24 protein-coding genes are annotated in these 25,449 nt (G+C 75.6%); 19 read left to right on the top strand and 5 right to left on the bottom strand.

The window, feature by feature from the left end:
• Positions 1-64 precede the first annotated feature (64 nt).
• Both ABTX81_RS08540 and ABTX81_RS08535 read left to right on the top strand, forming a co-directional pair.
• Positions 65-1,120, top strand: coding sequence for an SAM-dependent methyltransferase (locus ABTX81_RS08540; protein ID WP_350542458.1), 1,056 nt, complete (start codon positions 65-67; stop codon positions 1,118-1,120).
• A complete protein-coding gene (locus ABTX81_RS08535; RefSeq protein ID WP_350542457.1) occupies positions 1,117-2,286 on the top strand; it encodes an NADH-quinone oxidoreductase subunit D in 1,170 nt (389 codons plus the stop codon). Before ABTX81_RS08540 ends, ABTX81_RS08535 begins: the two co-directional genes overlap by 4 nt.
• A 47-nt stretch (positions 2,287-2,333) precedes the next feature.
• On the opposite strand, the gene ABTX81_RS08530 is transcribed toward ABTX81_RS08535, so the two are convergent.
• A complete protein-coding gene (locus ABTX81_RS08530) occupies positions 2,334-3,158 on the bottom strand; it encodes a DUF3109 family protein (RefSeq protein WP_350542536.1) in 825 nt (274 codons plus the stop codon).
• 305 nt (positions 3,159-3,463) lie between these two features.
• Between ABTX81_RS08530 and ABTX81_RS08525 the strand changes: the two genes are divergently transcribed.
• The 8 genes from ABTX81_RS08525 to ABTX81_RS08490 all read left to right on the top strand — a co-directional run bounded on the left by ABTX81_RS08525 (position 3,464) and on the right by ABTX81_RS08490 (position 14,312).
• Positions 3,464-3,823 (top strand): hypothetical protein, encoded by a 360-nt coding sequence (locus tag ABTX81_RS08525; RefSeq protein ID WP_350542456.1) that lies wholly within the window; start codon positions 3,464-3,466, stop codon positions 3,821-3,823.
• Between the two features lie 103 nt (positions 3,824-3,926).
• Positions 3,927-6,863, top strand: a complete 2,937-nt coding sequence (locus ABTX81_RS08520; RefSeq protein WP_350542455.1) for a toxin glutamine deamidase domain-containing protein — start codon at positions 3,927-3,929, stop codon at positions 6,861-6,863.
• 97 nt (positions 6,864-6,960) lie between these two features.
• Positions 6,961-8,253, top strand: a complete 1,293-nt coding sequence (locus ABTX81_RS08515; protein WP_350542454.1) for an SUKH-4 family immunity protein — start codon at positions 6,961-6,963, stop codon at positions 8,251-8,253.
• Between the two features lie 228 nt (positions 8,254-8,481).
• The gene (locus ABTX81_RS08510; RefSeq protein ID WP_350542453.1) at positions 8,482-9,444 is read left to right on the top strand and encodes a Ppx/GppA family phosphatase; all 963 of its coding nucleotides are present in this window, start codon (positions 8,482-8,484) and stop codon (positions 9,442-9,444) included.
• A 619-nt stretch (positions 9,445-10,063) separates the two neighbouring features.
• Positions 10,064-10,891, top strand: a complete 828-nt coding sequence (locus tag ABTX81_RS08505) for a sugar phosphate isomerase/epimerase family protein (protein WP_350542535.1) — start codon at positions 10,064-10,066, stop codon at positions 10,889-10,891.
• Between the two features lie 32 nt (positions 10,892-10,923).
• Positions 10,924-11,730 (top strand): class I SAM-dependent methyltransferase, encoded by an 807-nt coding sequence (locus ABTX81_RS08500; protein ID WP_350542452.1) that lies wholly within the window; start codon positions 10,924-10,926, stop codon positions 11,728-11,730.
• 119 nt (positions 11,731-11,849) lie between these two features.
• Positions 11,850-13,694 carry a dihydroxy-acid dehydratase gene (gene ilvD, locus ABTX81_RS08495; protein ID WP_350542451.1) on the top strand — a complete coding sequence of 615 codons (1,845 nt, stop codon included), beginning with the start codon at positions 11,850-11,852 and terminating at the stop codon, positions 13,692-13,694.
• Between the two features lie 90 nt (positions 13,695-13,784).
• A complete protein-coding gene (locus ABTX81_RS08490) occupies positions 13,785-14,312 on the top strand; it encodes a hypothetical protein (RefSeq protein WP_350542450.1) in 528 nt (175 codons plus the stop codon).
• A 12-nt stretch (positions 14,313-14,324) separates the two neighbouring features.
• Here the strand turns inward: ABTX81_RS08490 and ABTX81_RS08485 are convergent, their stop codons facing one another.
• Positions 14,325-15,680: an SCO2583/SCO2584 N-terminal domain-containing protein gene (locus ABTX81_RS08485; protein WP_350542449.1), complete on the bottom strand. Its 1,356-nt coding sequence runs from the start codon at positions 15,678-15,680 to the stop codon at positions 14,325-14,327.
• A gap of 189 nt (positions 15,681-15,869) precedes the next feature.
• Positions 15,870-16,304 (bottom strand): hypothetical protein, encoded by a 435-nt coding sequence (locus tag ABTX81_RS08480; RefSeq protein WP_350542448.1) that lies wholly within the window; start codon positions 16,302-16,304, stop codon positions 15,870-15,872.
• A gap of 334 nt (positions 16,305-16,638) precedes the next feature.
• On the opposite strand from ABTX81_RS08480, the gene proC reads away from it, so the two are divergent.
• Positions 16,639-17,466 carry a pyrroline-5-carboxylate reductase gene (gene proC, locus ABTX81_RS08475; protein ID WP_350542447.1) on the top strand — a complete coding sequence of 276 codons (828 nt, stop codon included), beginning with the start codon at positions 16,639-16,641 and terminating at the stop codon, positions 17,464-17,466.
• 31 nt (positions 17,467-17,497) lie between these two features.
• The gene (locus tag ABTX81_RS08470; protein WP_350542446.1) at positions 17,498-18,151 is read left to right on the top strand and encodes an HAD family hydrolase; all 654 of its coding nucleotides are present in this window, start codon (positions 17,498-17,500) and stop codon (positions 18,149-18,151) included.
• A gap of 65 nt (positions 18,152-18,216) precedes the next feature.
• On the opposite strand, the gene ABTX81_RS08465 is transcribed toward ABTX81_RS08470, so the two are convergent.
• A complete protein-coding gene (locus tag ABTX81_RS08465) occupies positions 18,217-18,579 on the bottom strand; it encodes a peptidoglycan-binding domain-containing protein (RefSeq protein WP_350542445.1) in 363 nt (120 codons plus the stop codon).
• Between the two features lie 339 nt (positions 18,580-18,918).
• Between ABTX81_RS08465 and ABTX81_RS08460 the strand changes: the two genes are divergently transcribed.
• Positions 18,919-20,154, top strand: coding sequence for an MFS transporter (locus tag ABTX81_RS08460; RefSeq protein ID WP_350542534.1), 1,236 nt, complete (start codon positions 18,919-18,921; stop codon positions 20,152-20,154).
• On the opposite strand, the gene ABTX81_RS08455 is transcribed toward ABTX81_RS08460, so the two are convergent.
• On the bottom strand, positions 20,093-20,578 hold the full coding sequence (locus ABTX81_RS08455; RefSeq protein WP_350542444.1) for a MarR family transcriptional regulator: 486 nt from the start codon (positions 20,576-20,578) through the stop codon (positions 20,093-20,095). The genes ABTX81_RS08460 and ABTX81_RS08455 overlap by 62 nt on opposite strands.
• 149 nt (positions 20,579-20,727) lie before the next feature.
• On the opposite strand from ABTX81_RS08455, the gene ABTX81_RS08450 reads away from it, so the two are divergent.
• The 6 genes from ABTX81_RS08450 (at position 20,728) to ABTX81_RS08425 (ending at position 25,388) form a co-directional block, all read left to right on the top strand.
• Positions 20,728-21,105 carry an HGxxPAAW family protein gene (locus ABTX81_RS08450; RefSeq protein WP_350542443.1) on the top strand — a complete coding sequence of 126 codons (378 nt, stop codon included), beginning with the start codon at positions 20,728-20,730 and terminating at the stop codon, positions 21,103-21,105.
• Between the two features lie 69 nt (positions 21,106-21,174).
• Positions 21,175-22,371: an acetoin utilization protein AcuC gene (locus ABTX81_RS08445; RefSeq protein ID WP_350542442.1), complete on the top strand. Its 1,197-nt coding sequence runs from the start codon at positions 21,175-21,177 to the stop codon at positions 22,369-22,371.
• A 251-nt stretch (positions 22,372-22,622) separates the two neighbouring features.
• The gene (locus ABTX81_RS08440) at positions 22,623-22,832 is read left to right on the top strand and encodes a helix-turn-helix domain-containing protein (RefSeq protein ID WP_045937940.1); all 210 of its coding nucleotides are present in this window, start codon (positions 22,623-22,625) and stop codon (positions 22,830-22,832) included.
• Positions 22,833-23,003: 171 nt separating this feature from the next.
• On the top strand, positions 23,004-23,120 hold the full coding sequence (locus ABTX81_RS08435) for a 30S ribosomal protein bS22 (protein WP_425311139.1): 117 nt from the start codon (positions 23,004-23,006) through the stop codon (positions 23,118-23,120).
• Positions 23,121-23,270: 150 nt separating this feature from the next.
• A complete protein-coding gene (locus tag ABTX81_RS08430) occupies positions 23,271-24,368 on the top strand; it encodes an NAD-dependent epimerase/dehydratase family protein (RefSeq protein ID WP_350542441.1) in 1,098 nt (365 codons plus the stop codon).
• Positions 24,369-24,374: 6 nt separating this feature from the next.
• The gene (locus tag ABTX81_RS08425) at positions 24,375-25,388 is read left to right on the top strand and encodes a lysophospholipid acyltransferase family protein (RefSeq protein ID WP_350542440.1); all 1,014 of its coding nucleotides are present in this window, start codon (positions 24,375-24,377) and stop codon (positions 25,386-25,388) included.
• Positions 25,389-25,449: the final 61 nt, after the last annotated feature.

The following is a 25,449-nucleotide window of genomic DNA, read 5'->3' as shown; positions in this document are numbered from 1 at the left end:
AGGGGGACGTACCGATGCCGTACGGATTGGGTGGGTACGGACCGGGTGTGTAGCGTCCCGCCCCATGACCTGGATGCGGTGGGCGCCCGCGACGGAGCGCGCCCTCTACGGACCCGACGGCGGCTTCTACCGCAGGCCGGAGGGCCCCGCCGGGCACTTCCGCACCTCGGTGCACGCCTCGCCGCTGTTCGCCCGGGCGGTCGCCCGGCTGCTGCTGGAGGTGGACACGGCGCTCGGCCGTCCGGAGGAGCTGGCGTTCGTGGACGTCGGGGCCGGGCGGGGCGAGCTGGCCGCCGGGGTGCTGGCGGAGCTGCCGCAGGCGGTGGGGGAGCGGCTGCGGGTGTACGCGGTGGAGCTCGCCGACCGGCCGCCGCTGCCGCCCGCCGCTCCGTCCACAGGGCTGTGGACGGAGGAGCGCTGGGCCGGGGTGGTGTGGACGGACGAGGTGCCGCGCGGCGTCACCGGGCTGCTGTTCGCCAACGAGTGGCTGGACAACGTGCCGCTGGACACCGGCGAGGTCGGCGAGGACGGGCTGCTGCGCTACCTGGAGGTGGACACCGGGACCGGCGAGGAGCGGCTCGGCGACCCGGTGGACACCGCCGACGCCGCCTGGGCCGCCCGCTGGTGGCCCGCCGAACGCCCCGGGGACTTCGTCGAGTTCGGCACCCCCAGGGACGCCGCCTGGGCGCACGCGGTGGCCGGCCTCGAGCGCGGCCTCGCCGTCGCCGTCGACTACGGGCACACCGCCGCCCGCCGCCCGCCGTTCCCCACCCGCACCGGCTTCCTGGCCGGCCGCGAGGTGGCCCCGGTGCCCGACGGCTCCTGCGACGTCACCGCGCACGTCGCGCTGGACGCCGTCGCCGTCCCCGCTCTCCACAGCCTGTGGACGACGCAGCGGGAGGCGCTGCGGGCGCTCGGCGTCAGCGGCGCCCGGCCCGCGCTCGCCCTCGCGTCCACCGACCCGGTCGCCTACCTGCGGGCCCTCGGCGGCGCCGGCGAGGGTGCGGAGCTCACCGACCCGGCCGGTCTCGGCGCGTTCGGCTGGCTCGCGCAGACCGTCCGCATGCCGGTACCGGAGAGCCTGGAGGCGCTGCCGGGATGGCAGACTCTCACTCCATGAGGGAGACCACGGTCGGCATCGGGGCGGGAGCCGAGAACTTCACGGGCGAGGCGGGCGCCACCGACATGGTGCTCAACATCGGCCCGCAGCACCCGGCCACCCACGGCGTGCTGCGCCTGCGGCTGGTGCTGGACGGCGAGCGCATCGTCAGCGCCGAGCCGGTGATCGGTTACATGCACCGGGGCGCCGAGAAGCTCTTCGAGGCCCGGGACTACCGGCAGATCATCATGCTGGCCAACCGGCACGACTGGCTGTCGGCCTTCTCCAACGAGCTGGGCGTGGTGCTCGGCGTCGAGCGGATGCTCGGCATGGAGGTGCCCGAGCGCGCGGTGTGGATCCGCACCCTGCTCGCCGAGCTGAACCGCGTCCTCAACCATCTGATGTTCCTCGGCTCCTACCCGCTGGAGCTGGGCGGGATCACCCCGATCTTCCACGCCTTCACCGGCCGCGAGGACCTCCAGCACGTGCTGGAGGAGGCCTCCGGCGGCCGGATGCACTACATGTTCAACCGGGTCGGCGGCCTGAAGGAGGACCTCCCGGCCGGCTGGCTCGGCCGGGTCCGCGCCGCCGTCGGCGTGGTCCGCTCCCAGCTGCCGGTCTTCGAGGAGCTGGTGCTGGGCAACGAGATCTTCCGCGCCCGCACCGCCGGGGTCGGTGTCCTCACCAGGGCGCAGGCCGAGGCGTACGGCGTCAGCGGCCCGATCGCCCGGGCCAGCGGCCTGGACTTCGACCTGCGCCGCGACGAGCCCTACCTGGCGTACGGCACCGAGGAGCTGCGGCGGGTGCTCACCGTGGTCACCCGCGAGGAGGGCGACTGCCTGGCCCGCTTCGAGTGCCTGCTGGAGCAGACGGTCAACGCGCTGGACCTCGCCGACGCCTGCCTGGACAAGCTGGCCGAGCTCGCCCCCGGGCCGGTCAACCTGCGGCTGCCCAAGGTGCTCAAGGCCCCCGAGGGCAGCACCTACGCCTGGACCGAGAACCCGCTCGGCGTCAACGGCTACTACCTGGTGTCGCGCGGCGACAAGACGCCGTGGCGCCTCAAGCTGCGCTCGGCGTCGTTCAACAACATCCAGGCGCTCACCGAGCTGCTGCCGGGGACGCTGGTGGCGGACATGGTGGCGATCCTCGGGTCGATGTTCTTCGTCGTCGGCGACATCGACAAGTGAGGCCGGTGACCGGCTGACGGGGGCGGGCCGGGCCCGCCCCCTCGGCGCTACTTCTTGGGCGCCTTCGGCTTCTTCGCCGGGTCGGCCGGGTGCGGGGCCACCTTCCGGTCGCCCTTGGTGGCGATCCGCTCCTCGCACAGCCCGGCCAGCACCCGGTACGCCGCCCGGCCCATCAGCTCGGTGAGCTCCGGGCGGTAGCTGACGTAGACCGGGTCGGCGCCCTGGTGGGCGTCCGGGCTGCCGGTGCACCACCAGTGCAGGTCGTGGCCGCCCGGTCCCCAGCCGCGCCGGTCGTACTCGCCGATGGTGACCTGGAGGTAGCGGGTGTCGTCCGGGCGGTCGATCCAGTCGTAGGTGCGGCGCACCGGCAGCTGCCAGCAGACGTCCGGCTTGGTCTCCAGCGGCTCGCGGCCCTCCTTGAGGGCGAGCGCGTGCAGGGCGCAGCCCGCGCCGCCGGCGAAGCCGGGGCTGTTCACGAAGATGCAGGCGCCGTTGACCCGCCGGGTCTGGCGGTCGCCGTCCTCGTCGAACATGGTGATGCCGCCGTCGGTCCTGATCCGGCCCTTGGCGTCGGTGCCGTGCGCGTGGTTCTCCCAGATCTCCGGGGTGAGCCGGGCCGCGTGGGCGGTGACGCGCTTCTCGTCGTCCTCGTCCGAGTAGTGCGCGCCCAGCGTGCAGCAGCCGTCGGACTCGCCCCGGCCCTCGCGGATGCCCTGGCAGCCCTGGCCGAAGATGCACGACCAGCGGGAGGTCAGCCAGGTCAGGTCGCAGCGGAAGACCTGCTCCTCGTCCTCCGGGTCGGTGAACTCGACCCAGGCACGGGGGAAGTCGAGCGGGACCTCGGGACGGAGCTCGGAGCGGAGGACCGGCATCGCGAGGTCGACGGCGGCCGGGCCGCCGGCCTTCGGCCTGGCCTTCCTGCCCTTGGAGGTGCCGCTGCTGTGCTGGGACGTGTCTGCTGCTGCCACTCGGCAAGGGTAGAGCCTTCGCGCGGCGACCAACCCTTCCCGGCCACGGGCTTCGCGAGGAGTTCACTGCCCGGTGCCCGGCCGCGGGGGTGTTCCGGCGGGTGCGGGGTCGCGGTGAAGGCCGGGTGAAGGGGCGGTCGGCGGGCGCCGGACGGGGGCCGGGGCGGGCCTAGGATGGCGGCCGGTGCGGCAGACGGGGAGGTACCGGGATGGCCGGCGGCGGCAGTGAGTTCGTCATCAAGCCGTGGGAACTGCACGGCGAGGGGCGGGAGTTCGAGAAGATCTCGGCGGACTTCGGGAAGGCCGCCACCGCCCTGGAGCAGGGGCTCGCCGCCCTCGGCACCCCGTGGGGCGCGGACACCCCGGGCAGCGGGTTCGCCGCCGCGTACCGGGCGGCGCACGGCGGGCTGGTGGGCGGGCTGCGCGGGCTGGCCGGGCGGCTCGGGACGGTCGGCGCGGGTCTGCACGGCATGGCCGAGCGGACCGCCGACACCGACACCTCGGCGGCGAGCGGCTTCGCCGGGGGCGCGCCGGGCGGGCGCGGCACCGGCAAGGACCGCTCGGCCTGACGCCGGCGGCGGACGCGCGCACCGTTCGGGGCCCGGCGCGCGTCCTCCTCTGGGGCGGAGCACCGCCCGGCATCGCAGGGCCGTCCGTCGAAGGGGGAAGCGCGTGTCCCGGAAACTGCCCGAGGAACTCGTCCCGGTGCTGGCCCGGACCGGTCACCGGTGGCCGCTGGCGGACGAGGAGGGGCTGCGCAGGGCGGCCGGGCTCTGGCGCGAGTTCGGCACCGAGGCGGACCGGCTCGCCAGGCGCGGCGGCGACGCCGTGCGGCGCGTCACCGGGGACAACTCCGGCCGCGCCGTCGAGGCCTTCGCCGCCTACTGGCAGGCGTTCCGCGGCGCCGGCAAGGGGCACCTGGACGACGCGCACTCCGCCGCCGGGCTGGTCGCCGGCGCGTTCGACACGGCCGCCCGGGCCGTCGACTCCTGCAAGGCCGACATCGTCGCCGCGCTGCGCGAACTCGCCGCCGAACTGAGGAAGGCCGAGGAACAGGCCGCCCGGGCCCGGGCCGCCGCCGCCCAGGCGCAGCCGGCGCCGGGGACGGGCGGGCTCTTCGACGCGGTGCGGCAGACCGCCGACGCGGCCGCCGAACAGGCCGCGCGGGCGGTGGCGGCCGCCGCCGTCGAGGCCGCCGGGCTGAGGATCGGCGGGCTGCTGGACGAACTCGGCCGGGCGATGAAGGACGGCCTGGGCACCGCGCTGCGGGAGCCGGCCGTGGTCGCGCTGCTGCGTCTGGCGCCGCCCGGCAGCGACGGCGTGCGGGCGGCCGGCCACCCGGGCGGCGTCGCCGGGGCCTTCGACCCGGTGGCCGCCGGGCTGCCCGTGGTGCTCGGCGAGCCGGGTGTGCTCGGCGGGCCCGGCGGGACGGGGCTGGCCGTGGTGCTCGGGCAGGACGGCCGGCCGGTGGTGGGCGTGCCCGGGCTGGCGGTGAAGCTCGACGAGGCCGGGCGGCCGGTCCTGGACGAGCACGGCGACCCGGTCATCGTGCGCGCCGACGGCACCCCGGTGGCGGACGCCGACGGGCTGATCGTGGTGGCGGGTGCGGACGGCCGGCCGGTGGTCGGGGTGGAGAACCTGGCCGTGAAGCTGGACGAGCACGGGCGGCCGGTGCTGGGCAAGGACGGGCAGCCGGTGCTGACCGGGCAGGACGGCCGGGAGATCACCGGGGTGCCGCTCGCGGGGTCGCCGTCGGGGCCGCTTCCCGGGCCGGTGGTCGGGCCGGTGGAGACGGACGGGCGGCACGGCCACGGCGGTGACGGCGGCGCGGACGGCGACGGCCATCGGCACGGGGCCGGCGAGGGCGGGCCGGTGACGGCGGTGACGGCCGGGGCGGACACGGTGCTCGGGGGGTCCTCGGGGGCGTCCGGCGGCCTGGGCGACCAGGGCGTGGTGACCGGCCCCGGCCCGGGCGGGCACGGGCACCGGCCGGGGCCGGGGGATGTCACGGACGGTCCGGTGGGCGGGGGCGGTTCCGGCGGTGGCGGGGACCGGTCCCCGGGGCCCGGGCCGACGCCCGTCCACCACGCCGACGGGGGCGGCGGGGGAGGGGGCGGCGGCGGTCCGGCCGGCCCGGCCGGGCACGCCCGCGCGGCCGACAACGACTATCTGCTGCCGCCGGCCGCCGCGCCCGCGCCGAGCCCGGTGCACGCCGGGGGAGGCGGCGGCGGTGGCGGCGGGTACGCCCCCGCCCCGGTGACCGTGCGCACCGACTCGGTGCTCGCACCGCCCGCGCCCCAGCCCGTCACCGCCCACGACGTCCCGGCGGCGGCCCCGGCGCCCGTCCCCACGACGGCTCCGGCGGCGGGCGGCTGGACGCCCGCGCCGCACATCGCCGCCCACGCCGGTCCCTACGCCGCGCCGATCACCGCCCCACCGCCGGGCGCCGGTGGCGGCGGGGCGGTCGGCCCCGGCCCGCTGGCCGTCGGCGTGACCCCGGGCCCGTCCGCGGCGCCGGGAGCGTCCGGCGCGCACGGCCCGGCCCCGTTCGGCAGCGGGATCGGCGCGGGCGCCCCGGCCGGTCCGCCGTCGTCCGCCCCCGCCCCCGCGCCCGGGGCCGCCGGTGCACCCGGCGCGGCGGCACCGCGCGCGGCCGCCGGGCCCGGGCACCCGGCCGTCGTCCCGGTGGGCGCCCCGGTGCCGCTGCCCGTGCCCCCGCCCCCGGCGGTCCCGCCGTCGGTCGGGCCCGGCGCGGGCGCGGCTCCGGTGCCCGGGCCCGGAACCGGTCCCGCACCCGGCGCCCCCGTGCCCGGGCGCTCCGACGACCACCCGGACGGCCACCACCCGCACCGCCGCCGGACGGACGGGCCGCCCGCCGACGGCCAGCCCGGGCTCGCCTGGGGCGTGGTGCCGATGGCCACCGCGCACGCGACCGCCCTGCACCTGGCCATGCGCGCGCTGCGCGCGGACGGCGTCCCGGGCGCGCCCGTGGTCCGGCTGCGGACCATCGCCGACAGCCGTCCGACCGGCCTGCCCGGCGGGCTCGGCCCGGTGGACCCGGAGCACCAGCGCGAGAGCGAGCGCCGGGCGCCCCGGGACGCCGACGGCCTGCCCGTCCGCCACCCCGACCCGGCGGCCGGCGGCTGGACCGAGGTGGTCAACGACGGCGGGTACCGCGAACCGGGGCGGGCCAACAACAGCCTGGAGATCGCCCTCTCCGCTGTCGACACCTTCACCGGCCGGCCGACCTGCGCCGCCCCGCGCGTCCCCACCGAGGGCGACGCGGGCGAGCGCGGCGGCCGCGACCGGGCCGAGCGCGAACTCGGCGCGCCGTTCCGCGACCTCGGCGACGGCGACCAGGCCTTCGCCCGGCTGGCGGGCGGGCTGCGCCGGGCCGGCCACGGGGCGCAGGCCGTGCTGCTCACGCTGGACGGCTTCGGCCGCCCGCACGCCTGGAACGCGGTGAACCACCGGGACACCGTGACCTACCTCGACCACCAGGCGGGCCGCCGTGACCCCGCCCCGCTGCACCCCGCCGACCACGGGCTCTGGGCCATCGCCCTCGGCCCCGAAGGCCGCCCCCTCGACCTGCTCGCCCCCACCCCGTGACCCGCGTGCGGCGCCGCCCGCCGGACCGGACTACACATGTCCAGGGGCGCGGAGCGCGGCCGGGACGGCGTGTGGTGAGCGAACGGAGGTGGCCGCGGTGGCGGTGACGAGGGCGGCGGCGATCGAGGCGGCGCACCGGTGGATCAACGGCGACCTGCCGACGGCGCGGGCCCGGCGGGTGCGCCTCCACGAGTTCGAGCTGGGCTGGGTGCTCTGGGCCGAGCCCCCGCCGGTCCAGGTGGACCCGCGGACCGGGGAGCGGCGGGCGCCCGAGGAGATCGGGGCGGCCTGCGCCGTGGTGGACCGGGCGGACGGGCGGTTCACCGTCTGGCCGTCCGTTCCGGTGCCCGACGTGGTCCGGCTGTACCGGGACTTCGTCGGCGCGGGCGGGTACGACCCCACCCAGCCGCCCGCCACCGGCCGCGGCACCCGCGCCGAGCTGACCTACCGTGACGCGACCGGCGAGCGGCGGGTCCTGGCCCTGCGGTCGGCGCCGGGACTGCCGCACCCGGCGCTGCGCGGCTGGTGGTGGCTGCGCGAGCAGGGTGTCCGGCCCGAGGAGGTGCTCGCGGTCCGCACCGAGCTGCGGCTGAGCGCCCTGCCGGGCGGCTACTCGGCGTACGCGCTGGCGGCCGAACTCCCCGGCACACGGCTCGACTTCGACCTGCCGTACGGTCCCCGCTCCGACCACCGGGCGGCGGCCGTCCGCGCGCTGCCGCGGGAGGAGGGCGACGGCCCGGCCCGTAACCGGGTCCCGTTCCCGCGCGCCGTCCAGCGCCCGCCCGCCGAGTCGGAGCACGCGCTCGCGGAGCGGCTGACGGCGCGCTTCGGGCCGGACGGCGTGCGCCGGTTCGCCCCGGCGGACATCGCCGCCGCCGACCTGCCGGACGCCGACGCCCGGGTACTGCTGGCGGTGGGCGTGCCGACCGCCGTCGAGGGCTACTTCGCCCTGCACGACCCGCGCCCGGACCCGGTCCTCGGCGGTGCCCGCCCGCCCGCCGTGCTGCCGCCGGTGGCCGACCACCTGGCGGCGGCGGGCCGCGGCACCAGGGTGGCCGAGCGCGAGCGCCGGACGCTCGCCCCGCAGCTGGTGCTCGGCACCGACGGCTGGGCGCTGATCACCCTGGACACCGCCTGCGGAGCCGTCCGCGCCGTCGACCCCGACTACGCCACGGCCCGCCACTGCAACGCCTCGCTCACCGCCTTCGTGAGCTCCCTGGAACTGTTCGCCGGCTGGCTGCCGGGCCTGCGCGGGCTCGACCGGGAGGCCGCCGGGGCGGCCGTCGCCGAACTGCAGCGCGGCCTCGCGGCGGTGGACCCGGAGGTGTTCGCCGACCCCGAGAACTGGTGGGCGGTCGTCGTCGAGCAGCTCTGGGACGGCCTGCTCTGAACGGTCCCGCCGCTGCCTGCTCTGAATGGTCCCACCGCACCGGCCCGCCCCCGCACCGACCCTCCGCCGCCCGGGTGAACGCCGGAACAACGCCGTCCGAATACTGTTCGAACGCCCTCGCCGATCACCGCCCGAACCACCCTCCGGAGCCGCGATCAGTGCCCGGACCAGCACGGACACCGGCACGACCGGTCTCCTCCGGCCCCGGATCGCGTAGCGTGGAGAGCTATGCGACTCGGTGTGCTCGACGTAGGTTCCAACACGGTCCACTTCCTCGTGGTGGACGCCCATCCGGGCGCCGCCCCCCTGCCCGCCTACTCCCACAAGGCCGAGCTGCGGCTCGCCGAACTCCTCGACGAGCAGGGTGCGATCAGTGAGGCCGGCGTCGAGAGGCTGATCGGCATGGTCGCCTCCTCGCTGCGGGTCGCCGAGGACAAGGGCGTGGTCGACATACTGCCCTTCGCGACCTCCGCCGTGCGCGAGGCCGCCAACGGCGAAGCGGTGCTGCGCCGGGTCGCCGAGGAGACCGGTGTCGAGCTGCGGGTGCTCTCCGGTCAGGACGAGGCCCGGCTGACCTTCCTGGCGGTCCGTCGCTGGTTCGGCTGGTCCTCCGGCCGGCTGCTCAACCTCGACATCGGCGGCGGCTCGCTGGAGATCGCCTGCGGCCTGGACGAGCAGCCGGACGCCGCCTGCTCGCTGCCGCTCGGCGCCGGCCGGCTGACCGCCCGCTGGCTGCCCGGCGACGTCGCCGACCCCGAGCAGCTGCGCGGGCTCAGGCGGCACATCCGCGCCGAGATCGCCACCGTCGTCGGCGAGATCTCCCGCCTCGGCTCCCCGGACCACGCCGTCGCCACCTCCAAGACCTTCAAGCAGCTCGCCCGGATGACCGGAGCCGCCCCGGCCGACGCCGGCCCGTACGCGGACCGCCGGCTCACCCGCAGCAACCTCGCCGCCTGGCTGCCCCGGCTCTCCGCGATGACCGTCGCCGAGCGGGCGCAGATCCCCGGCGTCTCCGAGGGGCGCGCCAAGCAGCTGCTGGCCGGCGCGCTGGTCGCCGACGCCGCGATGGACCTGTTCGGCCTCGACGAGCTGGACGTCTGTCCCTGGGCGCTGCGCGAGGGCATCATCCTGCGCCGGCTGGACGCCATGGACAACGCCGCCGACCGCCGCCGGCCGGCCCTCACCCCCTGACGGACGGCGTCCGGAACGGCCGGGCGGGCGCCGACCCGCTCCCCGTTCCGGGCGCGGTCCGCTTACGCTGTCTCCCGTGGCGCAACCAGCGGGCGAGGACGGAACGCGGGAGGGCCGCGCTCCCGAGGACGGGCAGCCGCGGTCGGACGCCCCGCGTCGCGCCCCCCGCCGTACCGCCGCCGGGCCGCCCGCCGCCGGGTCCCCGGAACCGGCCCGGGAACCGGAGTCCGGAGCGCCCTCGAAGGGAACGCCCCCGAAACCGTCCGCCCGGCCCCGCAAGCTCGGCAAGGCGGCCCGCGAGGCCGCCGGCGGCGTCGCCGAGAAAGCGGCCCGCAAGGCCGCCACCCGGGCGGCGGGAAGGGCGGCGGACAGGTCCCCGGCCGACGCCCCCGGCAAGCCCGCGGCCAAGGCGTCCGGCAAGCCGAAGACCCGCGGCAAGGCGACCGGCGGAGCCTCCGAGGCCCCCGAAGCCCCCGGGACCCCCGCCGCCCAGCCCGCCCGCGGCACCCGCACCGCCCGGGCGGCCGGCGCCGCCAAGGCCGCCGTCCAGTCGGTGAAGTCCGTCAAGGCCGCCCGCCAGGCCGCCGCCCGCCCCCCGCTGCTGCGCACCACCGACCGCCTGGTGCTGCCCGCGCACCCGACCCTGCACATCCCGGACACCAAGGTCGCCCTGTCCACCGCCTCGGTCTACCCGGCCAACACCGCGATCGCCTTCGAGCTGGCCGCCAAGCTGGGCTACGACGGCGTCGAGGTGATGGTCTGGAACGACCCGGTCAGCCAGGACATCGAGGCGCTGCGCCGCCTCTCCGACGTCCACGGCATGCCGATCCTCGCCGTGCACGCGCCGTGCCTGCTGATCACCCAGCGGGTGTGGACCACCGACCCGTGGACCAAGCTGGTCCGCGCCCGGGCGGCGGCCGAGAAGCTCGGCGCGAGCGCGGTGGTCGTCCACCCGCCGTTCCGCTGGCAGCGCCAGTACGCCCGCGAGTTCGTCGAGGGCATCCACCGGATGGCGGGGGAGACCGACGTCCGGTTCGCCGTCGAGAACATGTACCCGTGGCGCTACAAGGACCGCGAGATGCTGGCGTACGCGCCGGGCTGGGACGTCACCGACGAGGAGTACCGGCACTTCACCATCGACCTCTCGCACGTCGCCACCTCGCGGGTGGACGCCTTCGCGATGGTCGACCGGATGGGGGACCGGCTCGCCCACATCCACCTGGCCGACGGCTCGGGCTCCGGCAAGGACGAGCACCTCATCCCGGGCCGGGGCAAGCAGCCCTGCGCCGAGCTGCTGGAACACCTCGCCCGGACCGGCTTCGACGGCCATGTGGTGCTGGAGGTCAACACCCGCCGGGCCGCGTCGCCCGCCGAACGCGAGGCCGATCTGGCCGAGGCGCTGGCCTTCACCCGCTTGCACCTGGCCACCCCCGCGCGCGTACGCTGACGGCACACGAACTGCCGGACTCAGGGGGAGACATGGTGGAACAGGGCGGAACCGGAAACAGGCCGGGCGGCGACTTCCGCGGGCTCGCGGAGTCGTTCGGCGGGGTGGCGGCGGAGTACGACCGGGCGCGGCCCTCGTACCCGCGGGAGCTGTTCGACGAGCTGGAGCGGCTGGCGGGCCGGGGCCTCAAGGGCGCACGGGTGCTGGACGTCGGCGCGGGCACCGGGATCTCGACCCGGCTGCTGGCGGCCCGGGGCGCCGAGGTGATCGCGGTGGAGCCGAGCGCCGGTATGGCGGCGCAGTTCCTGGCCGGCGGTCCGGGTCTGGCGCTGGTCAAGGGCACCGGCGACGAGCTGCCGTTCCACGACGACTCGGCGGACTTCGTCACCTACGCCCAGGCCTTCCACTGGACCGACCCCGAGCGCTCCGTCCCCGAGGCGGTCCGGGTGCTGCGGCCCGGCGGGGCGCTGGCCGCCTGGTGGAACGTGAAGGACAGCGGCGTCAGCTGGGTGCGGGCGATGGGGGAGCGGTTCGCCGCCGCGCTGCCCGGGACCTACCACGGCTACGGCGCCGTCCGGGAGTTCGCCTCCCACCTCGCCCCGTACGGCCTGCCCACCGGGCATGCCGTGCTCCACTGGGAGCGCCGGATCACCGTCGACCACCTGATCACCGACCTCTCCTCGCGCTCCTACCTCGCCGCGCTCACCCCGGAGCAGCGCGGGCCGCTGCTGGCCGTCGAGCGCGAGGCCCTGCTCGCGGAGTTCCCGGACGGCTGGGTGATCGAGCCGTACGTGCTGGACCTCACGGTGGCGGTCGTCCCGCACCGACCGCGGCGCTGACCGCATCGCGGACGCGGCGTCCGCCGCCCGGACGGCGGGCGTAGGCTCGACGGACACAGTGGCCCCGCACCCTCCGAACGACCGGGGCCGCCAGCCAGCCTCCGAAGGAGTGGAGCACAGTGCCCGAGCTGAGGTCCCGTACGGTCACCCACGGTCGCAACATGGCAGGCGCCCGGGCGCTTCTCCGGGCGGCCGGCGTAGCCCGCGAGGACTTCGGCAAGCCGATCATCGCGGTCGCCAACTCCTTCACCGAGTTCGTCCCCGGCCACACCCACCTCCAGCCGGTCGGCCGGATCGTCTCCGAGGCGATCAAGGAGGCGGGCGGCATCCCGCGTGAGTTCAACACCATCGCCGTCGACGACGGCATCGCGATGGGCCACGGCGGCATGCTCTATTCGCTGCCCTCGCGCGACCTGATCGCCGACTCGGTCGAGTACATGGTCAACGCGCACTGCGCCGACGCGCTGATCTGCATCTCCAACTGCGACAAGATCACCCCCGGCATGCTGATGGCCGCGCTGCGCCTCGACATCCCGACGGTCTTCGTCTCCGGCGGCCCGATGGAGGCCGGCAAGGCCACCCTGGTCGACGGCACCGTGCGCAAGCTCGACCTGGTCGACGCGATCTCCCAGGCGGTGAACGAGAACGTCTCCGACGAGGACATCGCGATCATCGAGGAGAACGCCTGCCCGACCTGCGGCTCCTGCTCGGGCATGTTCACCGCCAACTCGATGAACTGCCTCACCGAGGCGATCGGCCTCTCGCTGCCCGGCAACGGCTCCGTCCTCGCCACCCACACCGCCCGCCGCGCCCTCTACGAGCGGGCCGGCCACACCGTGGTCGAGATCGCCAACCGCCACTACGGCCAGGACGACCACTCCGTCCTGCCCCGCTCGATCGCCACCCGCGCGGCCTTCGAGAACGCCATGGCCCTCGACATCGCCATGGGCGGCTCGACCAACACCATCCTCCACCTGCTCGCCGCCGCCCAGGAGGCCGAGCTGGACTTCGACATGCGGGCCATCGACGCGATCTCCCGCAAGGTGCCCTGCCTCTCCAAGGTCGCGCCCAACGGCTCGTACTACATGGAGGACGTGCACCGGGCCGGCGGCATCCCGGCCATCCTCGGTGAGCTCTACCGGGGCGGCCTGCTCAACGAGGACGTGCACACCGTGCACACCGACTCGCTCGCCGAGTGGCTGAAGACCTGGGACGTCCGCGGCGGCTCGCCGTCCGCCGAGGCCGTCGAGCTGTGGCACGCCGCCCCCGGCTGCGTCCGCTCCGCCGAGGCCTTCTCGCAGTCCGAGCGCTGGGAGTCGCTGGACACGGACGCCGCCAAGGGCTGCATCCGCAGCGTCGAGCACGCCTACTCCGTCGAGGGCGGCCTCGCCGTGCTGTACGGCAACCTCGCCGAGGACGGCTGCATCGTGAAGACCGCCGGCGTCGACGAGTCGATCTGGACGTTCAGCGGCCCGGCCGTCGTCGTCGAGTCCCAGGAGGACGCGGTCGAGGCGATCCTCGCCAAGCGGGTCAAGGAGGGCGACGTCGTCGTCATCCGCTACGAGGGCCCCAAGGGCGGCCCGGGCATGCAGGAGATGCTCTACCCGACCTCCTTCCTCAAGGGCCGCGGCCTGGGCAAGGCCTGCGCGCTGGTCACCGACGGCCGGTTCTCCGGCGGCACCTCGGGCCTGTCCATCGGCCACGCCTCCCCGGAGGCCGCGTCCGGCGGCACCATCGCGCTGGTCGAGGACGGCGACACCATCGCCATCGACATCCCGGGACGGCGGATCTCCCTGGAGGTGCCCGCCGAGGTCCTGGACGAGCGCCGCCGGGCGCTGGAGGCGGGCAACGGCTACCGGCCGAAGAACCGCGAGCGCCAGGTCAGCCAGGCCCTGCGGGCGTACGCCGCGATGGCCACCTCCGCCGACAAGGGCGCCGTCCGGGACGTCAGCAAGCTCGGCTGAGCCCGCCCGCGCCACGGAAAACGGCGAGGAGCCGTCCCGGTCACCGGGACGGCTCCTCGCCGTTTCCGCCCGCCGGGGATAATCGGACCCGTGACCCAGGAACCCAGCCCCTCTGCCCAGCCCGCCGGCGCCCCCCAGCCGGAGCCGATCCGCTGGTTCGGCACCAGCTGGGTCGAGCGCGGCGGCGACTACCGGCTCCGCCGCGTCCTCGTCCCCGTCGGCGCCCTGCTCGCCGCCGCGGCCGCCGCGCTGGTGCTGCGCTTCGCCGTCGACGGCATCCGGATCGCCGACAACGGCGGGTTCCTCAACGGGCTGCTGGTCGCCGCCGTCGCGATCTGCTCGCTGCTCGCCGCGCTGCGCACCTGGAAGCTGCTCGCCGAGGGCAAGGAGAACCTGACCGGCTGGATGGCCGAGGAGAAGTCGCTCGGCGTGGTCTGGATCATCGGCGGGGTCGGCGCCCTGCTCGCCTACTTCGTCCGCAGCCTGCGCGAGGCCCCGGGCGAGGCCGTCCGGCGCGCCCGGTACGAGCGGGAGCTCGACCGCCATGAGCGCCGGCAGGCCGGCCGCAGCGGCCGGCCCGGCGCCAGGACGCCGGGCCGGGCCAAGCGCAAGCGCTGAGCCGGACCGCGCTCAGCTGCGGCTGACCGTCCCGCAGACATCGCTCGGGTCCGGCGGCTGGGTGAGGTCGTACGGGTCCGAGGTCGGCCCGGACTGGTTCGGGTTCGGTGCCTGCGCGGCCGCGAACTGGTCGAACTGCGGGTGGTAGTAGCCGTCGTCGACATCGCACTCACTGTTGGCGACGTCGGACTGGTTGCTCTCGAAGTAGATCTTGCCGCGCTCGACATCGTACTTCGCCGGGTCGTAGAACCGGAACGTCGCGATCCGGCGCACCAGGGTCCGCGCGGTCCAGGTGTCCCCGGCCACGTCGTCCACTGGGGTGAGCAGGCCCACCGGTTTGACCGCGCCGTCCCCCGCCCCCGGTCCGGTCGGCGCCGGGGCGCCCGACGGCCCCGGCGGCCGGGAGGGCTTGGGCGCCATCGCGCGCTTGGCCGCGTCCGGGCCGGGCCGCACCGGGTACACGAAGGTGAAGTCGGTGTGCACCAGCACGCCCCGCTTGCCGTCCCCCTCCACGGTGATCCACCCCTGGAGCCGGTAGGTGTCGCCGACCGGGATCGCGTCGCGCGCGTCGAAGCGGCTGAACCAGCTGGTGGGGTCCGACTCGCGGGAGGGCTTGGCGAGCGCCTTCTCGGCGTCCTGCCGGGTCTCGGGGTCGAGCATGGCCAGGGCCGCCTCCGGGCGGCCGCCGGCCACCACCTTCGGGTCCAGGTTGGTCGCGGCCAGGTACTCCTTGACCAGCTTGACCTGGTCGGCCACCTGCTGGGCGGTGAACACCCCGGTGGCCGCCGGCGGCTCCTTGGGCTCGAACACCGTGATGCTGGTGGGCCACCCCTCGGCGGGGGAGCCGGCCCACGGGCGGTCGACGGTCGGCTGCTTCGGGTCGGCCTGCGGCGGCGCGGTGGTCGGCGGAGCCGTCGCCGGGGCGACCGGTTCGACGGGCGCCGCGCTCGCCGAGTCGCCGCCGGTGCGCTTCTCGTACCAGTTCCGCAGCCCGTCGACGTTCAGCGCGGCGAGCACCACGGCGACGGCCAGCAGCACGAACAGCGGTGTGCGCCATTCCGGCGAACGGCGCGGCCGCGGGTTGCCCCACGGGTCGGCCGGGCGTGCCTTGCGGGCGAACCGCTTCTTCGGCGCCGGCCCGTCGTTCACCGAGCGGCGGCCGCCGGGGTCGACCGGCGGGGTGTGCTTCCACTGGGCGGCGAGCATCCGGGTGCGGCCCGCCTGCTCCTTGACGGAGGCGCCCTGGACGAACTCCTCGTCGAGGACGAGGTCGGCGAACGGGTCCTTCCCGTCCGGTCCGGACGGGGCGGTCCCGTCCGGTTCCCGGCCCTCGGACGGGCGCGGTTCTGGATCTTCGGCGATCGGCATCGCGCCAGTATGCCGACGGGCGGTGACAGATGTTCGATCGGGGGCACACCGTCCGGTGAACACACCGGCGGTGTGCGGGCATCGGCCCGCTTTTGTCCCCTGCCGAACCCCTGCCGGACCGCCGCCGAACCCCTGCCGAACCCCTGCCGGACCGCCGCCGGACCCCGCCGACCTGCCGCCGAGCCCCCGTCAGTCCTTGCCGCGGGCCTTCTTCACCGAGCCGACCACGCCCGCGACGGTCACCAGCACGGCGGCCGGGAACAGCGATTCGAAGAACGCCTCGAACACGTCCGCGTCCCCGAGGAAGAGCTGCGCCAGCATGTTCAGCACCAGCAGTCCGCCGGCCGCCGGGAGCGCCGCCTGCCACGGGTGCTCGTTCGCCCACCGCTGCAGCCGCCGGTCGGCGGCCTCCCGGCGCAGCCGGGCGCCGACGGTGCCGACCAGGAAGAAGAAGAACAGGCCCCAGCCGGCCGGACCGGCCAGCATGCTCAGCGACCAGTCCCCGTCGATCAGCTCGATCGCCAGGTCCGTCGCCCCCACCACCGCACCGACTCCCGCGGCCGTCCGCCACGGCCCCAGGGTCGCCGCGGCAACGGCGACCTGCCGGTTCTCACGTCGGGACATCTCTCCGTGTGCCATGACTCCACGGTGCGCCCGCCTCCACCCCCGGGCCATAGGGGAGAACCCGGAGTTTCGCCCTAGGGGGCCGTCTTCGAACCCCCGCCTGCCGGGCGGCGCTCCCCCAGCCTTCGGCCGGGAGGTACCCCACCTCCGCCGTGCGATGCACGCGCCTGGACGCCGCCCGGCCCGCCCTCCGGCGGACGACGGGGGCTTGACGACGGACCCCGGGGGCCGCGCAGCGACCGTGCCCGCAGAGTGGACGCTGCCGCCGGTGGCGGGTGCGCGGTGCGAGGATGGCCGCGGTGCCGGAACGCGGTACCGGAGGCAAGGAGCGGCCATGACCAGCAGCGCGGCGCACGGACAGAAGATCGCCTTCCTCGGCACGGGCAAGATCGGGGAGGCCCTGCTCTCCGGTCTGCTGCGGGCCGGCAAGGACCCGGGGGACGTCCTGGTGACCGCCCGCCGTCCGGAGCGGGCCGCCGAGCTGGCCTCCCGGTACGGGGTCGGCGTGGTGGGCAACACCGAGGCCGCCAAGCTCGCCGACACCCTGATCCTCGCGGTGAAGCCGCAGGACATGGGCACCCTGCTGGACGAGCTGGCGCCGCACGTCGCGCCGGACCGGCTGGTGATCTCGGCGGCGGCCGGCATCCCCACCGCCTGGTTCGAGGCCCGGCTGGCGGCCGGCACCCCGGTGGTCCGGGTGATGCCGAACACGCCCGTCCTGGTCGACGAGGGCATGAGCGTCATCTCCGGCGGCTCGCACGCCACCGAGGCGCACCTGGAGCGGGCGGAGGAGATCTTCCGCTCGGTCGGCAAGGCGCTGCGGCTGCCCGAGTCCCAGCAGGACGCGGCGACCGCGCTCTCCGGCTCCGGCCCGGCGTACTTCTACTTCCTGGTCGAGGCGATGACCGACGCGGGCATCCTGCTCGGCCTGCCCCGGCAGGTGGCGCACGACCTCATCGTGCAGTCGGCGATCGGCGCCTCGGTCATGCTGCGGGACTCCGGCGAGCACCCGGTGAAGCTGCGCGAGGCGGTCACCTCGCCGGCCGGCACCACCATCGCGGCCATCCGCGAGCTGGAGAACCACGGCGTCCGGGCGGCCCTGCTGGGCGCCCTGGAGGCGGCCCGGGACCGCTCCCGGGAGCTGGCCTCCGGCGGCAAGTGACCGCTGCGGCCGGGCCGATAGGGTCGAACGCATGACCTATGAGCTGGTGATCTTCGACAACGACGGCGTCCTGGTGGACAGCGAACCGCTCTCCAACCGGCTGCTGGCCGAGTACCTGACCGAACTGGGCTACCCGACCACGATCGAGGACTCCTACCGGGACTTCATGGGGACCGCCGCCCACCGGGTGCACGACGTGATCGCCGAGCGCTACGACGGCGCAAGGCTCCCGGAGGGCTTCGACGACGACTTCCACGGCCGGGTCTTCGACGCCTTCACCACCGACCTGACCGCCGTCCGCGGCGCGGACGCGCTGCTGAAGGAGCTCCAGCGGCGCGCCGTGCCGTACTGCCTGGCCTCCTCCGCCCACCACAGCTGGATCCGCGCCGCGCTGGACGCCACCGGCCTGCGCGGCCACCTCGCCGAGGAGCGGATCTTCAGCGCCCAGGACGTCGGTGTGGGCAAGCCCGCGCCGGACCTCTTCCTGCACGCGGCCCGCACCCTCGGCGTCGACCCGGCGGCCTGCCTGGTGCTGGAGGACAGCCCCAACGGGGTGCTCGCCGCCCGCGCGGCCGGCATGGACGTCTACGGCTACACCGCGCTGACCGACCCGGCGAAGCTGACCGCGGCCGGCGCCACCGGCCTGATCGCCGACCTCGCCGAGGTGCCCGCCCTGCTCGGCTGAACACGAGGGCCCCCCGGGGGGGCGGGGCACCGGCCGGTGCCCCGCCCCCACTGCCGCTCCGCGGATCAGCAGGCGTAGCTGGACTGGAGGCTCCAGTAGTCCAGCTTCGACCAGGTCTGCGGGCCGACCTCGCCGTCGACCTGGAGGCCCACACACCCCTGGAAGCGGTAGACGGCGCGCAGGGTGGCCTGGCCGAACACGCCGTCGACCGTGAGGTAGTAGCCGGAGCTGGGGGTGATCGCGCGGTTCAGCTCGCACTGCAGTTCCTTCACCGCGTCGCCGGTGGCGCCCGCCCGCAGCAGCGGCTCGGCGGTGCTGTACCCCGAGCAGGGCTGGCCGGCGCCCGCGGCGGACGCGGTGGTCGCGGTGGAGACGCCGCCCGCGAGGATGAGACCGGCGACGGCCAGGCCGGTGATGATCTTGCGCATGATGGGTTCCCTCCCTGGGAACGTGTGCCGGGAGCGGCACACGCTCGGCGGGCCCGGCACGGTGCCGGACCCGGCGACGACTCTGCTGGTCCGCATGCCGACGGCCAAGGGCCGGGGCGTCTCAAGCGCGTCCCACGATCCGTTCTGAGACGGCGGGGGGACGGCGTCGCAGGTCGGCCGCGAACCGCCGCCGCGGTGTCTCACACGCGCACCCCCTCCCGAAAACGGCCGACTGCGCCTACGCTCTCGCCACCGACCGCCGTACCGGCCAGTAGCGAGGTGCATGTGCGTACCGAGGGTGCCGAGAACGCCGACCGTGCCGAGGGCTCCGGGGGGCCGGTGATCACGCCCGGGCTCCGGGTCGGCCGGGCGGCGCTGGCGGTCGGCTTCCTGCTCCAGGGCGTCACCTTCGCCCTGCTGGTCACCTGCATCCCGGAGCTCCAGGACCGGTACGGGCTGAGCGACGCGCTGCTGCCGCTCTTCCTGGCCGCGGTGCCGGTGCTGGCCGGGGCGGGGTCGATCGCCTCCGAGCGGCTGGTCCGCCGGGCCGGCGCGCGGGCCGTGCTGCGGGTGGTCCAGCCGGCCGTCTGCGCCACCCTGGCCGCCGCCGGGCTCGGCGACGCGCTCTGGCAACTGGCGCTCGCGCTGGGCGCCTTCGGGCTGCTGGTCGGCGCGCTCGACGCGAGTATGAACATGCTCGGGGTCGGCCTCCAGCACCGCTACGGCCGCTCCGTGATGCTCGGCTTCCACGCCGCGTTCAGCCTCGGCGGCATCCTCGGCGCGGCGGTCGCCGGCCTCGGCGCGCACTACGACCTGGGGCTGCCGGTGCTGTTCGGGACGGCGGCCGCGGTGATCGCCCCGCTCGCGCTGCTGGCCGGCCGGTGGTTCGCCGGGCCCGCCGAACTCGGCGACGCCGTCAGGGAGGCCGCCGAGGCCGCCGCCCGGTCGGTGCCCTGGCGCCCGCTGCTGCCGCTCTGCCTGGCGATGGCCTTCGCGTACATCGCCGACGCCTCGGTCTCCAACTACAGCGTCAAGTACCTGACCGACGGCCTGGGCAGCCCCGAGGACGTCGCCAAGCTCTCCTACCTCGGCTACATGGTGGCGATGCTGCTCGGCCGGGCGCTCGGCGACCGCGCGGTGCAGCGCTGGGGCGCCGTCCCGGTGGTGCGGGGCGGCGCCGCGCTGTCCGCGTTCGGCTTCGCGGTGGCCGCCGCCGCACCGGGCGCCTGGGCCGGGATCGCCGGGTTCACCGTGCTCGGCCTCGGGATCTGCGCGATCATCCCGCAGGTCTTCGCGGCCGGCGGGCGGCTCTTCCCGGCGGACTCGGACGCCGCCGTGGCCCGGCTCAACCTCTTCAACTACGTGGGCTTCCTGGTCGGTTCGCCGCTGGTGGGGGCGCTGGCGGACGCGAGTTCGTACCGCTGGGCGCTGCTCGCGCCGATGCTGCTGGTGCTGGCCGTGCTGCCGCTCGCCGACCGCTTCGCCCCGGCCCCGGCGGCGTCCGCCCCGGTGGCTACGGCGTCGCCTCGCGGACCTCGGCCAGCGACTCGCCCAGGATCTCCTTGGCGCGGGTGAACCAGTCCGCGAGGACGGCGATCTCGTCCGGGGTGTAGTCGGCGAAGAGGCGGTCGATCCGTTCGTAGAACGGGCCGTAGACCTCCAGGATCCGGGCCTGCGCGTCGGCCTCCAGCACCACCCGCACCCGGCGGCGGTCGCCCGGGTCGGCCTGCCGCCGGGCGTACCCGGCCTTCTCCAGCCGGTTGAGCACACCGGTCACGGCGCCGGTGGTCAGCTGGGCGCGTTCGGCGAGGTCTCCGGCGGCCAGGGACTCCTCGGCCATGGCCGCCTCGATCAGGAAGCCGAGGCAGGTGAGGTCGGTGACGTTCAGACCGAGCCGCGCCGCGATGTCCTGCTGGCCGAACTGCGCGAGCGCGATCATCCGGTCCATCGCGTAGAGCGCCTGTTCGGCCGTCGCGTCCGGGCGAGGCTTGCCCTCCACGGAATATCTCCTTAGCATCTAAGTTACTTATCTCGTGAGATAAAACATCGGTCGATCGGTCGATCGCTCGGTCGGTCCGATCGATCGACCGGTCGTCGCGCGGGCGGGGGAGCCCGGGCGAACCCGTCCATCACACCAAACGAGGAGACATGGGCGCACACGGTGATCACGACATGGGCCACACGGTGGCCGGCTGGACCGGCACCGCCGTGGCCACCCTCGGCTCGGCCGTCACGGGCGCGGCCCTCATCGCCGGCTCCGCGCCCGGGCTGTGGGCCGGCGCGGCGCTGACCGCCCTCGGGGCGGTCGCTGCCTGGCTGCTCCACCTGGCCGGACGGGGCAAGGCCACCGGCCCCCGCCCGCCCGGCCTGCGCCACTGGCGCACCCCGGACCCGGCCGGCCGGCGCGGTCACCCGGACTGCCTGGGCTGCCGGATCGCCGGCCGCCGCCCCGGCCGCGCCGCCGTCCCGGCCCCCGTCGCCCCGGCCCCGGCGGCCGGGCCCGCCGCCGGACCCGCACGGGGCTGACGTCCGTACAACCAGCGTTCAAGGACCCGTTGCCGGGCCGGGCCGTCCCCACCCACTACGGTGGAGGCCATGCCCGAAGCCGAGCGTGACACCTCCTGCGGCCTGCACCTCTTCTGGGACGAGGAGGTCACCGCCTACGACTTCGGTCCGGGCCACCCGATGGACCCGACCCGGCTGGCGCTCACCATGCGCCTGGTGGAGGACCTCGGCCTCGCCGCCGGCCCGGGGGTCACCGTCCGCGCCGCGCCGCCCGCCGGCGAGTCCACCCTCCGCCTGGTGCACACCGCGGAGTACGTCGAGGCGGTCAAGTACGCCGCCGCCCACCCCGAGCACCAGGACCCGCGGCACGGCCTCGGCACCGACGACAACTGGTCCTTCCCCGCCGTCCACTCCGCCTCCGCGCTGATCGCCGGCCAGTCCGTCGCCGCCGCCGAGGCGGTCTGGCGCGGCGAGACCCCGCACGCCGTCAACTTCTCCGGCGGGCTGCACCACGCCATGCCGGACCGCGCCTCCGGCTTCTGCGTCTACAACGACCCGGCCCTCGCCATCGCCCGGCTGCTCGAACTCGGCGCCGAGCGGGTCGCCTACGTCGACGTCGACGTCCACCACGGCGACGGCGTCCAGCAGACCTTCTGGGACGACCCCCGGGTGCTCACCGTCTCCCTGCACGAGCACCCCGCGACCCTCTTCCCGCAGACCGGCTGGGCCACCGAGACCGGCGGCCCCGGCGCCGTCGGTTCCGCCGTCAACCTCCCGCTGCCCGCCGGCACCGGCGACACCGGCTGGCTGCGCGCCTTCCACGCCCTGGTGCCCGAGCTGCTCGCCGCCTTCCGCCCGCAGTTCCTGGTCACCCAGCACGGCGCCGACACCCATCTGGAGGACCCGCTGGCCCACCTCGCCGTCACCGTGGACGCCCAGCGGGCCATCGCCCAGGAGCTGCACGCGCTGGCCCACGAGCACGCCGACGGCCGCTGGCTCGCCCTCGGCGGGGGCGGCTACGCCGTCGTCGACGTGGTCCCGCGGACCTGGACCCACCTGGTCGCCACCGCGGCCGGCCGCCCCGTCGACCCGGCCACCGAGACCCCGGAGTCCTGGCGCGCCGAGGTCTACCGGCGCACCCGCCGCCCGGCCCCGCTGCGGATGACCGACGGCGCCCGTCCGGTCTGGCGCGACTTCGAGGCGGGATACGATCCGGCGGACCGCCTCGACCAGGCGATCCTGGCCACCCGCCGCGCCGTCCTGCCGCACCACGGCCTGATGCCCTGACCCGGGCGGCCGAACCGGTGCCCCCGTTTGTGGAGACCTGGTGCCCGGTCGCGTTCCGTGCGCACGCCGACTAGTGCAGACCGCCGATCGGCTACGTACTGCAACAGGCTTATCCCTCACCGTACGAGGACTGCGCTTCTCCCTCTTCCCACTGGTACCACCCATAACTACTCTGGGGATACACGTGTGCCGGTGGAGTCACCGGAGGGGAAGCCGGTGCCTTGCACACGGGTAAGGGTCGGGTGATGGTCATGAGTTCCGGCGAACGCCCCTTGCAGGACGTCGTCTTCCTGACCGTGGCCGAGGTGGCCGCGGTCATGCGGGTCTCCAAGATGACGGTCTACCGGTTGGTGCACAGCGGTGAGCTGCCCGCCATCCGGGTCGGCCGCTCGTTCCGGGTGCCCCAGCAGGCAGTGCACGAGTACCTCAAGGAGTCCTACGTGCGGCTCGAGAGCGCGTAGGCAGGCCGGTCCGGTACGGGGTCCACCAAGGTGGACCCCGTATCCGTTCGCCCCGGATTCGCCTTGAGTTCGCCCACCTCGGGGAGCGCGATTACGGCCCTGGGCGAGTGACGGGTAGGCTGGGCCCTCCGTCAGTCGTATGGACTCCGTCTCTCACGGGCGAGAGTCTCAGTGAGCGAGGGTTGTTCCGTGGGCTCTGTCATCAAGAAGCGTCGCAAGCGTATGGCCAAGAAGAAGCACCGCAAGCTTCTGAAGAGGACCCGCGTTCAGCGTCGCAACAAGAAGTAAGCGCCCCCGGCCGCGCCTCGCGCGCCCGGCGCTTCGCACCGCCCGCCCCGGCCTCACGGCCTGGGCGGGCGGTGTCGTTTCCCGGCCCGTCGCGGCGGCGCGGTACGGTGCACGCAGGGCCTCCCGGGCCGAGGAATGGGGTGCAGCGCTGTGGGAACGGTCGTGCTCGTCACCGGCGTGGCCCGCCACCTCGGCGCCCGCTTCGCCGCCGAGCTGCGCCGCCGGCCCGGGGTGGACCTGGTGGTCGGCGTGGACGTGCAGCCGCCGCGCCCGGAGCTGCGGGCGCTCGCGGAGCCGGACGGGCCCGCCGCGCCGTACCGCTTCCACCCGCTCGACCTGCGCCGCCCCGCCGTGGCGCGGGTGATCGCCGAGCACGGCGTCGACACGGTCGTCCACCTCGCGGTCAGCGCCACCGGCCTGGGCTCCACCCACCGCTCCGCGGTGAAGGAGTCCAATGTGATCGGCACCATGCAGCTGCTCGGCGCCTGCCAGAAGGCGCCGGGGGTGCGGCGGCTGGTGGTGAAGTCGACCACCGGTGTCTACGGCTCGGCGCCGCGCGACCCGGCGGTGTTCACCGAGCGGACCCAGCCGAAGGTCCTGCCGGGCGGCGGCTTCGCCAAGGACGCCGTCGAGGTGGAGGGCTACGTCCGCGGCTTCGCCCGGCGCCGTCCGGACGTCGCGGTCACCGTGCTGCGGTTCGCCAACATCGTCGGCCCGGGCGCGGACACCCCGCTCAGCGACTACTTCGCGCTGCCGGTGCTGCCGACCGTCCTCGGCTACGACCCCCGGCTGCAGTTCGCGCACGAGGACGACGTCGTCGAGGTGCTCTGCCGGGCCTCCTTCCCGGCCGCGCCGGACACCGTGAACACCGGCACCTTCAACGTCGCGGGGGAGGGCGTGCTGCTGCTCTCCCAGTGCGCCCGCCGGCTGGGCCGGCCGACCCTGCCGCTGCTGCTGCCCGCCGTCAGCTGGATGGCCGGGCTGGCCCGGCAGACCCGGCTGGTCGACGTCTCGCCGGAGCAGCTGCGGCTGCTGACCCACGGCCGGGTGGTGGACACCGGGCGGCTGCGCGAGGCGTTCGGCTACCGCCCGGCGTTCACCACCCCGGAGGCCTTCGCGGACTTCGCCGCCGCGCAGTCGCCCGGCCTGCTGCCCCCGCGGCGGCTGACCGCCGTCACCGACGGCCTGGCCGCGCTGCTGGCCGGGTCCGGCACCGCCACCGCCCGCCCGCACCCACCCAGGAGCTGAACCCGCATGAGTGCCGCCGCCGAGAACGCGCCGGGCGAGGCGAAGGTCATCCCGATCGAGTCCGCGCCCAGCTGGACCGAGCCGCCGGCCGCCGGTGCCGGCCTGGCCGACCGGGTCGCCGACGCCGTCGGCGGCGCGCTGGCCGGGCGGCTCGGCGCGGCCGCGACCCGGGCGTTCGGCAAGGGCTGGGAGGACCGGGCCGCCGACGGCCTGGCCTTCCTGCGCCGCCGGATCACCGGCGACTACGAGGTCGACGAGTTCGGCTTCGACCGGGAGCTCACCGAGGAGGTGCTGCTCGGGCTGCTGCGGCCGCTGGCGGAGAAGTACTTCCGGGTGGAGGTGCGCGGGATCGAGAACATCCCGGCCGAGGGCGGCGCGCTGATCGTGGCCAACCACTCCGGGACGATCCCGCTGGACGCCCTGATGACCCAGGTGGTGATACACGACCACCACCCGAGCCGCCGGCACCTGCGGATGCTCGCCGCCGACCTGGTGTTCGTGCTGCCGGGCGTCAACGAGCTGGCCCGCAAGGCCGGGCACACCCTGGCCTGCAACGAGGACGCCCAGGCGCTGCTGGAGCGCGGCGAGCTGGTCGGCGTCTGGCCGGAGGGCTTCAAGGGGATCGGCAAGCCGTTCGCCGAGCGGTACAAGCTGCAGCGGTTCGGCCGGGGCGGGTTCGTCTCCTCGGCGCTGCGGGCGCGGGTGCCGATCGTGCCGTGCTCGATCGTCGGGGCCGAGGAGACCTATCCGATGATCGGGAACTTCCGGACGCTGGCCCGGCTGCTGGGCCTGCCGTACGTGCCGATCACGCCGACCTTCCCGTGGCTGGGGCCGCTCGGGGCGGTGCCGCTGCCGACCAAGTGGATCATCGAGTTCGGCGAGCCGATCGCCACCGACCGGCACCCGGCGGAGGCGGCGGACGATCCGGTGCTGGTCTTCGACCTGGCCGACGAGGTGCGGGAGACCATCCAGCACACGCTCTACCAGCTGCTGGTGCAGCGGCGGTCGGTCTTCTTCTGACGGAGCGGAACGGGCGGGCCCCGGCGGACGAGGTGTCCGCCGGGGCCCGCTCCGTTCTCCG

This window comes from Kitasatospora sp. NPDC097605 (assembly GCF_040302725.1).
In the GTDB taxonomy this organism is placed as follows: Bacteria; Actinomycetota; Actinomycetes; order Streptomycetales; family Streptomycetaceae; genus Kitasatospora.
The sequence above is the reverse complement of the archived record's forward strand: the minus strand, read 5'-3'. Positions and strand labels throughout refer to the sequence as shown.

Excerpts from the sequence above, each read along its gene's own strand:
- ABTX81_RS08540 (WP_350542458.1), top strand. The coding sequence starts at position 65 with ATGACCTGGATGCGGTGGGCGCCCGCGACGGAGCGCGCCCTCTACGGA.
- ABTX81_RS08535 (WP_350542457.1), top strand. The coding sequence starts at position 1,117 with ATGAGGGAGACCACGGTCGGCATCGGGGCGGGAGCCGAGAACTTCACG.
- ABTX81_RS08530 (WP_350542536.1), bottom strand. The coding sequence starts at position 3,158 with ATGCCGGTCCTCCGCTCCGAGCTCCGTCCCGAGGTCCCGCTCGACTTC.
- ABTX81_RS08525 (WP_350542456.1), top strand. The coding sequence starts at position 3,464 with ATGGCCGGCGGCGGCAGTGAGTTCGTCATCAAGCCGTGGGAACTGCAC.
- ABTX81_RS08510 (WP_350542453.1), top strand. The coding sequence starts at position 8,482 with ATGCGACTCGGTGTGCTCGACGTAGGTTCCAACACGGTCCACTTCCTC.
- ABTX81_RS08500 (WP_350542452.1), top strand. The coding sequence starts at position 10,924 with ATGGTGGAACAGGGCGGAACCGGAAACAGGCCGGGCGGCGACTTCCGC.
- ABTX81_RS08485 (WP_350542449.1), bottom strand. The coding sequence starts at position 15,680 with ATGCCGATCGCCGAAGATCCAGAACCGCGCCCGTCCGAGGGCCGGGAA.
- ABTX81_RS08480 (WP_350542448.1), bottom strand. The coding sequence starts at position 16,304 with ATGTCCCGACGTGAGAACCGGCAGGTCGCCGTTGCCGCGGCGACCCTG.
- proC (WP_350542447.1), top strand. The coding sequence starts at position 16,639 with ATGACCAGCAGCGCGGCGCACGGACAGAAGATCGCCTTCCTCGGCACG.
- ABTX81_RS08470 (WP_350542446.1), top strand. The coding sequence starts at position 17,498 with ATGACCTATGAGCTGGTGATCTTCGACAACGACGGCGTCCTGGTGGAC.
- ABTX81_RS08465 (WP_350542445.1), bottom strand. The coding sequence starts at position 18,579 with ATGCGCAAGATCATCACCGGCCTGGCCGTCGCCGGTCTCATCCTCGCG.
- ABTX81_RS08450 (WP_350542443.1), top strand. The coding sequence starts at position 20,728 with ATGGGCGCACACGGTGATCACGACATGGGCCACACGGTGGCCGGCTGG.
- ABTX81_RS08445 (WP_350542442.1), top strand. The coding sequence starts at position 21,175 with ATGCCCGAAGCCGAGCGTGACACCTCCTGCGGCCTGCACCTCTTCTGG.
- ABTX81_RS08440 (WP_045937940.1), top strand. The coding sequence starts at position 22,623 with ATGAGTTCCGGCGAACGCCCCTTGCAGGACGTCGTCTTCCTGACCGTG.
- ABTX81_RS08425 (WP_350542440.1), top strand. The coding sequence starts at position 24,375 with ATGAGTGCCGCCGCCGAGAACGCGCCGGGCGAGGCGAAGGTCATCCCG.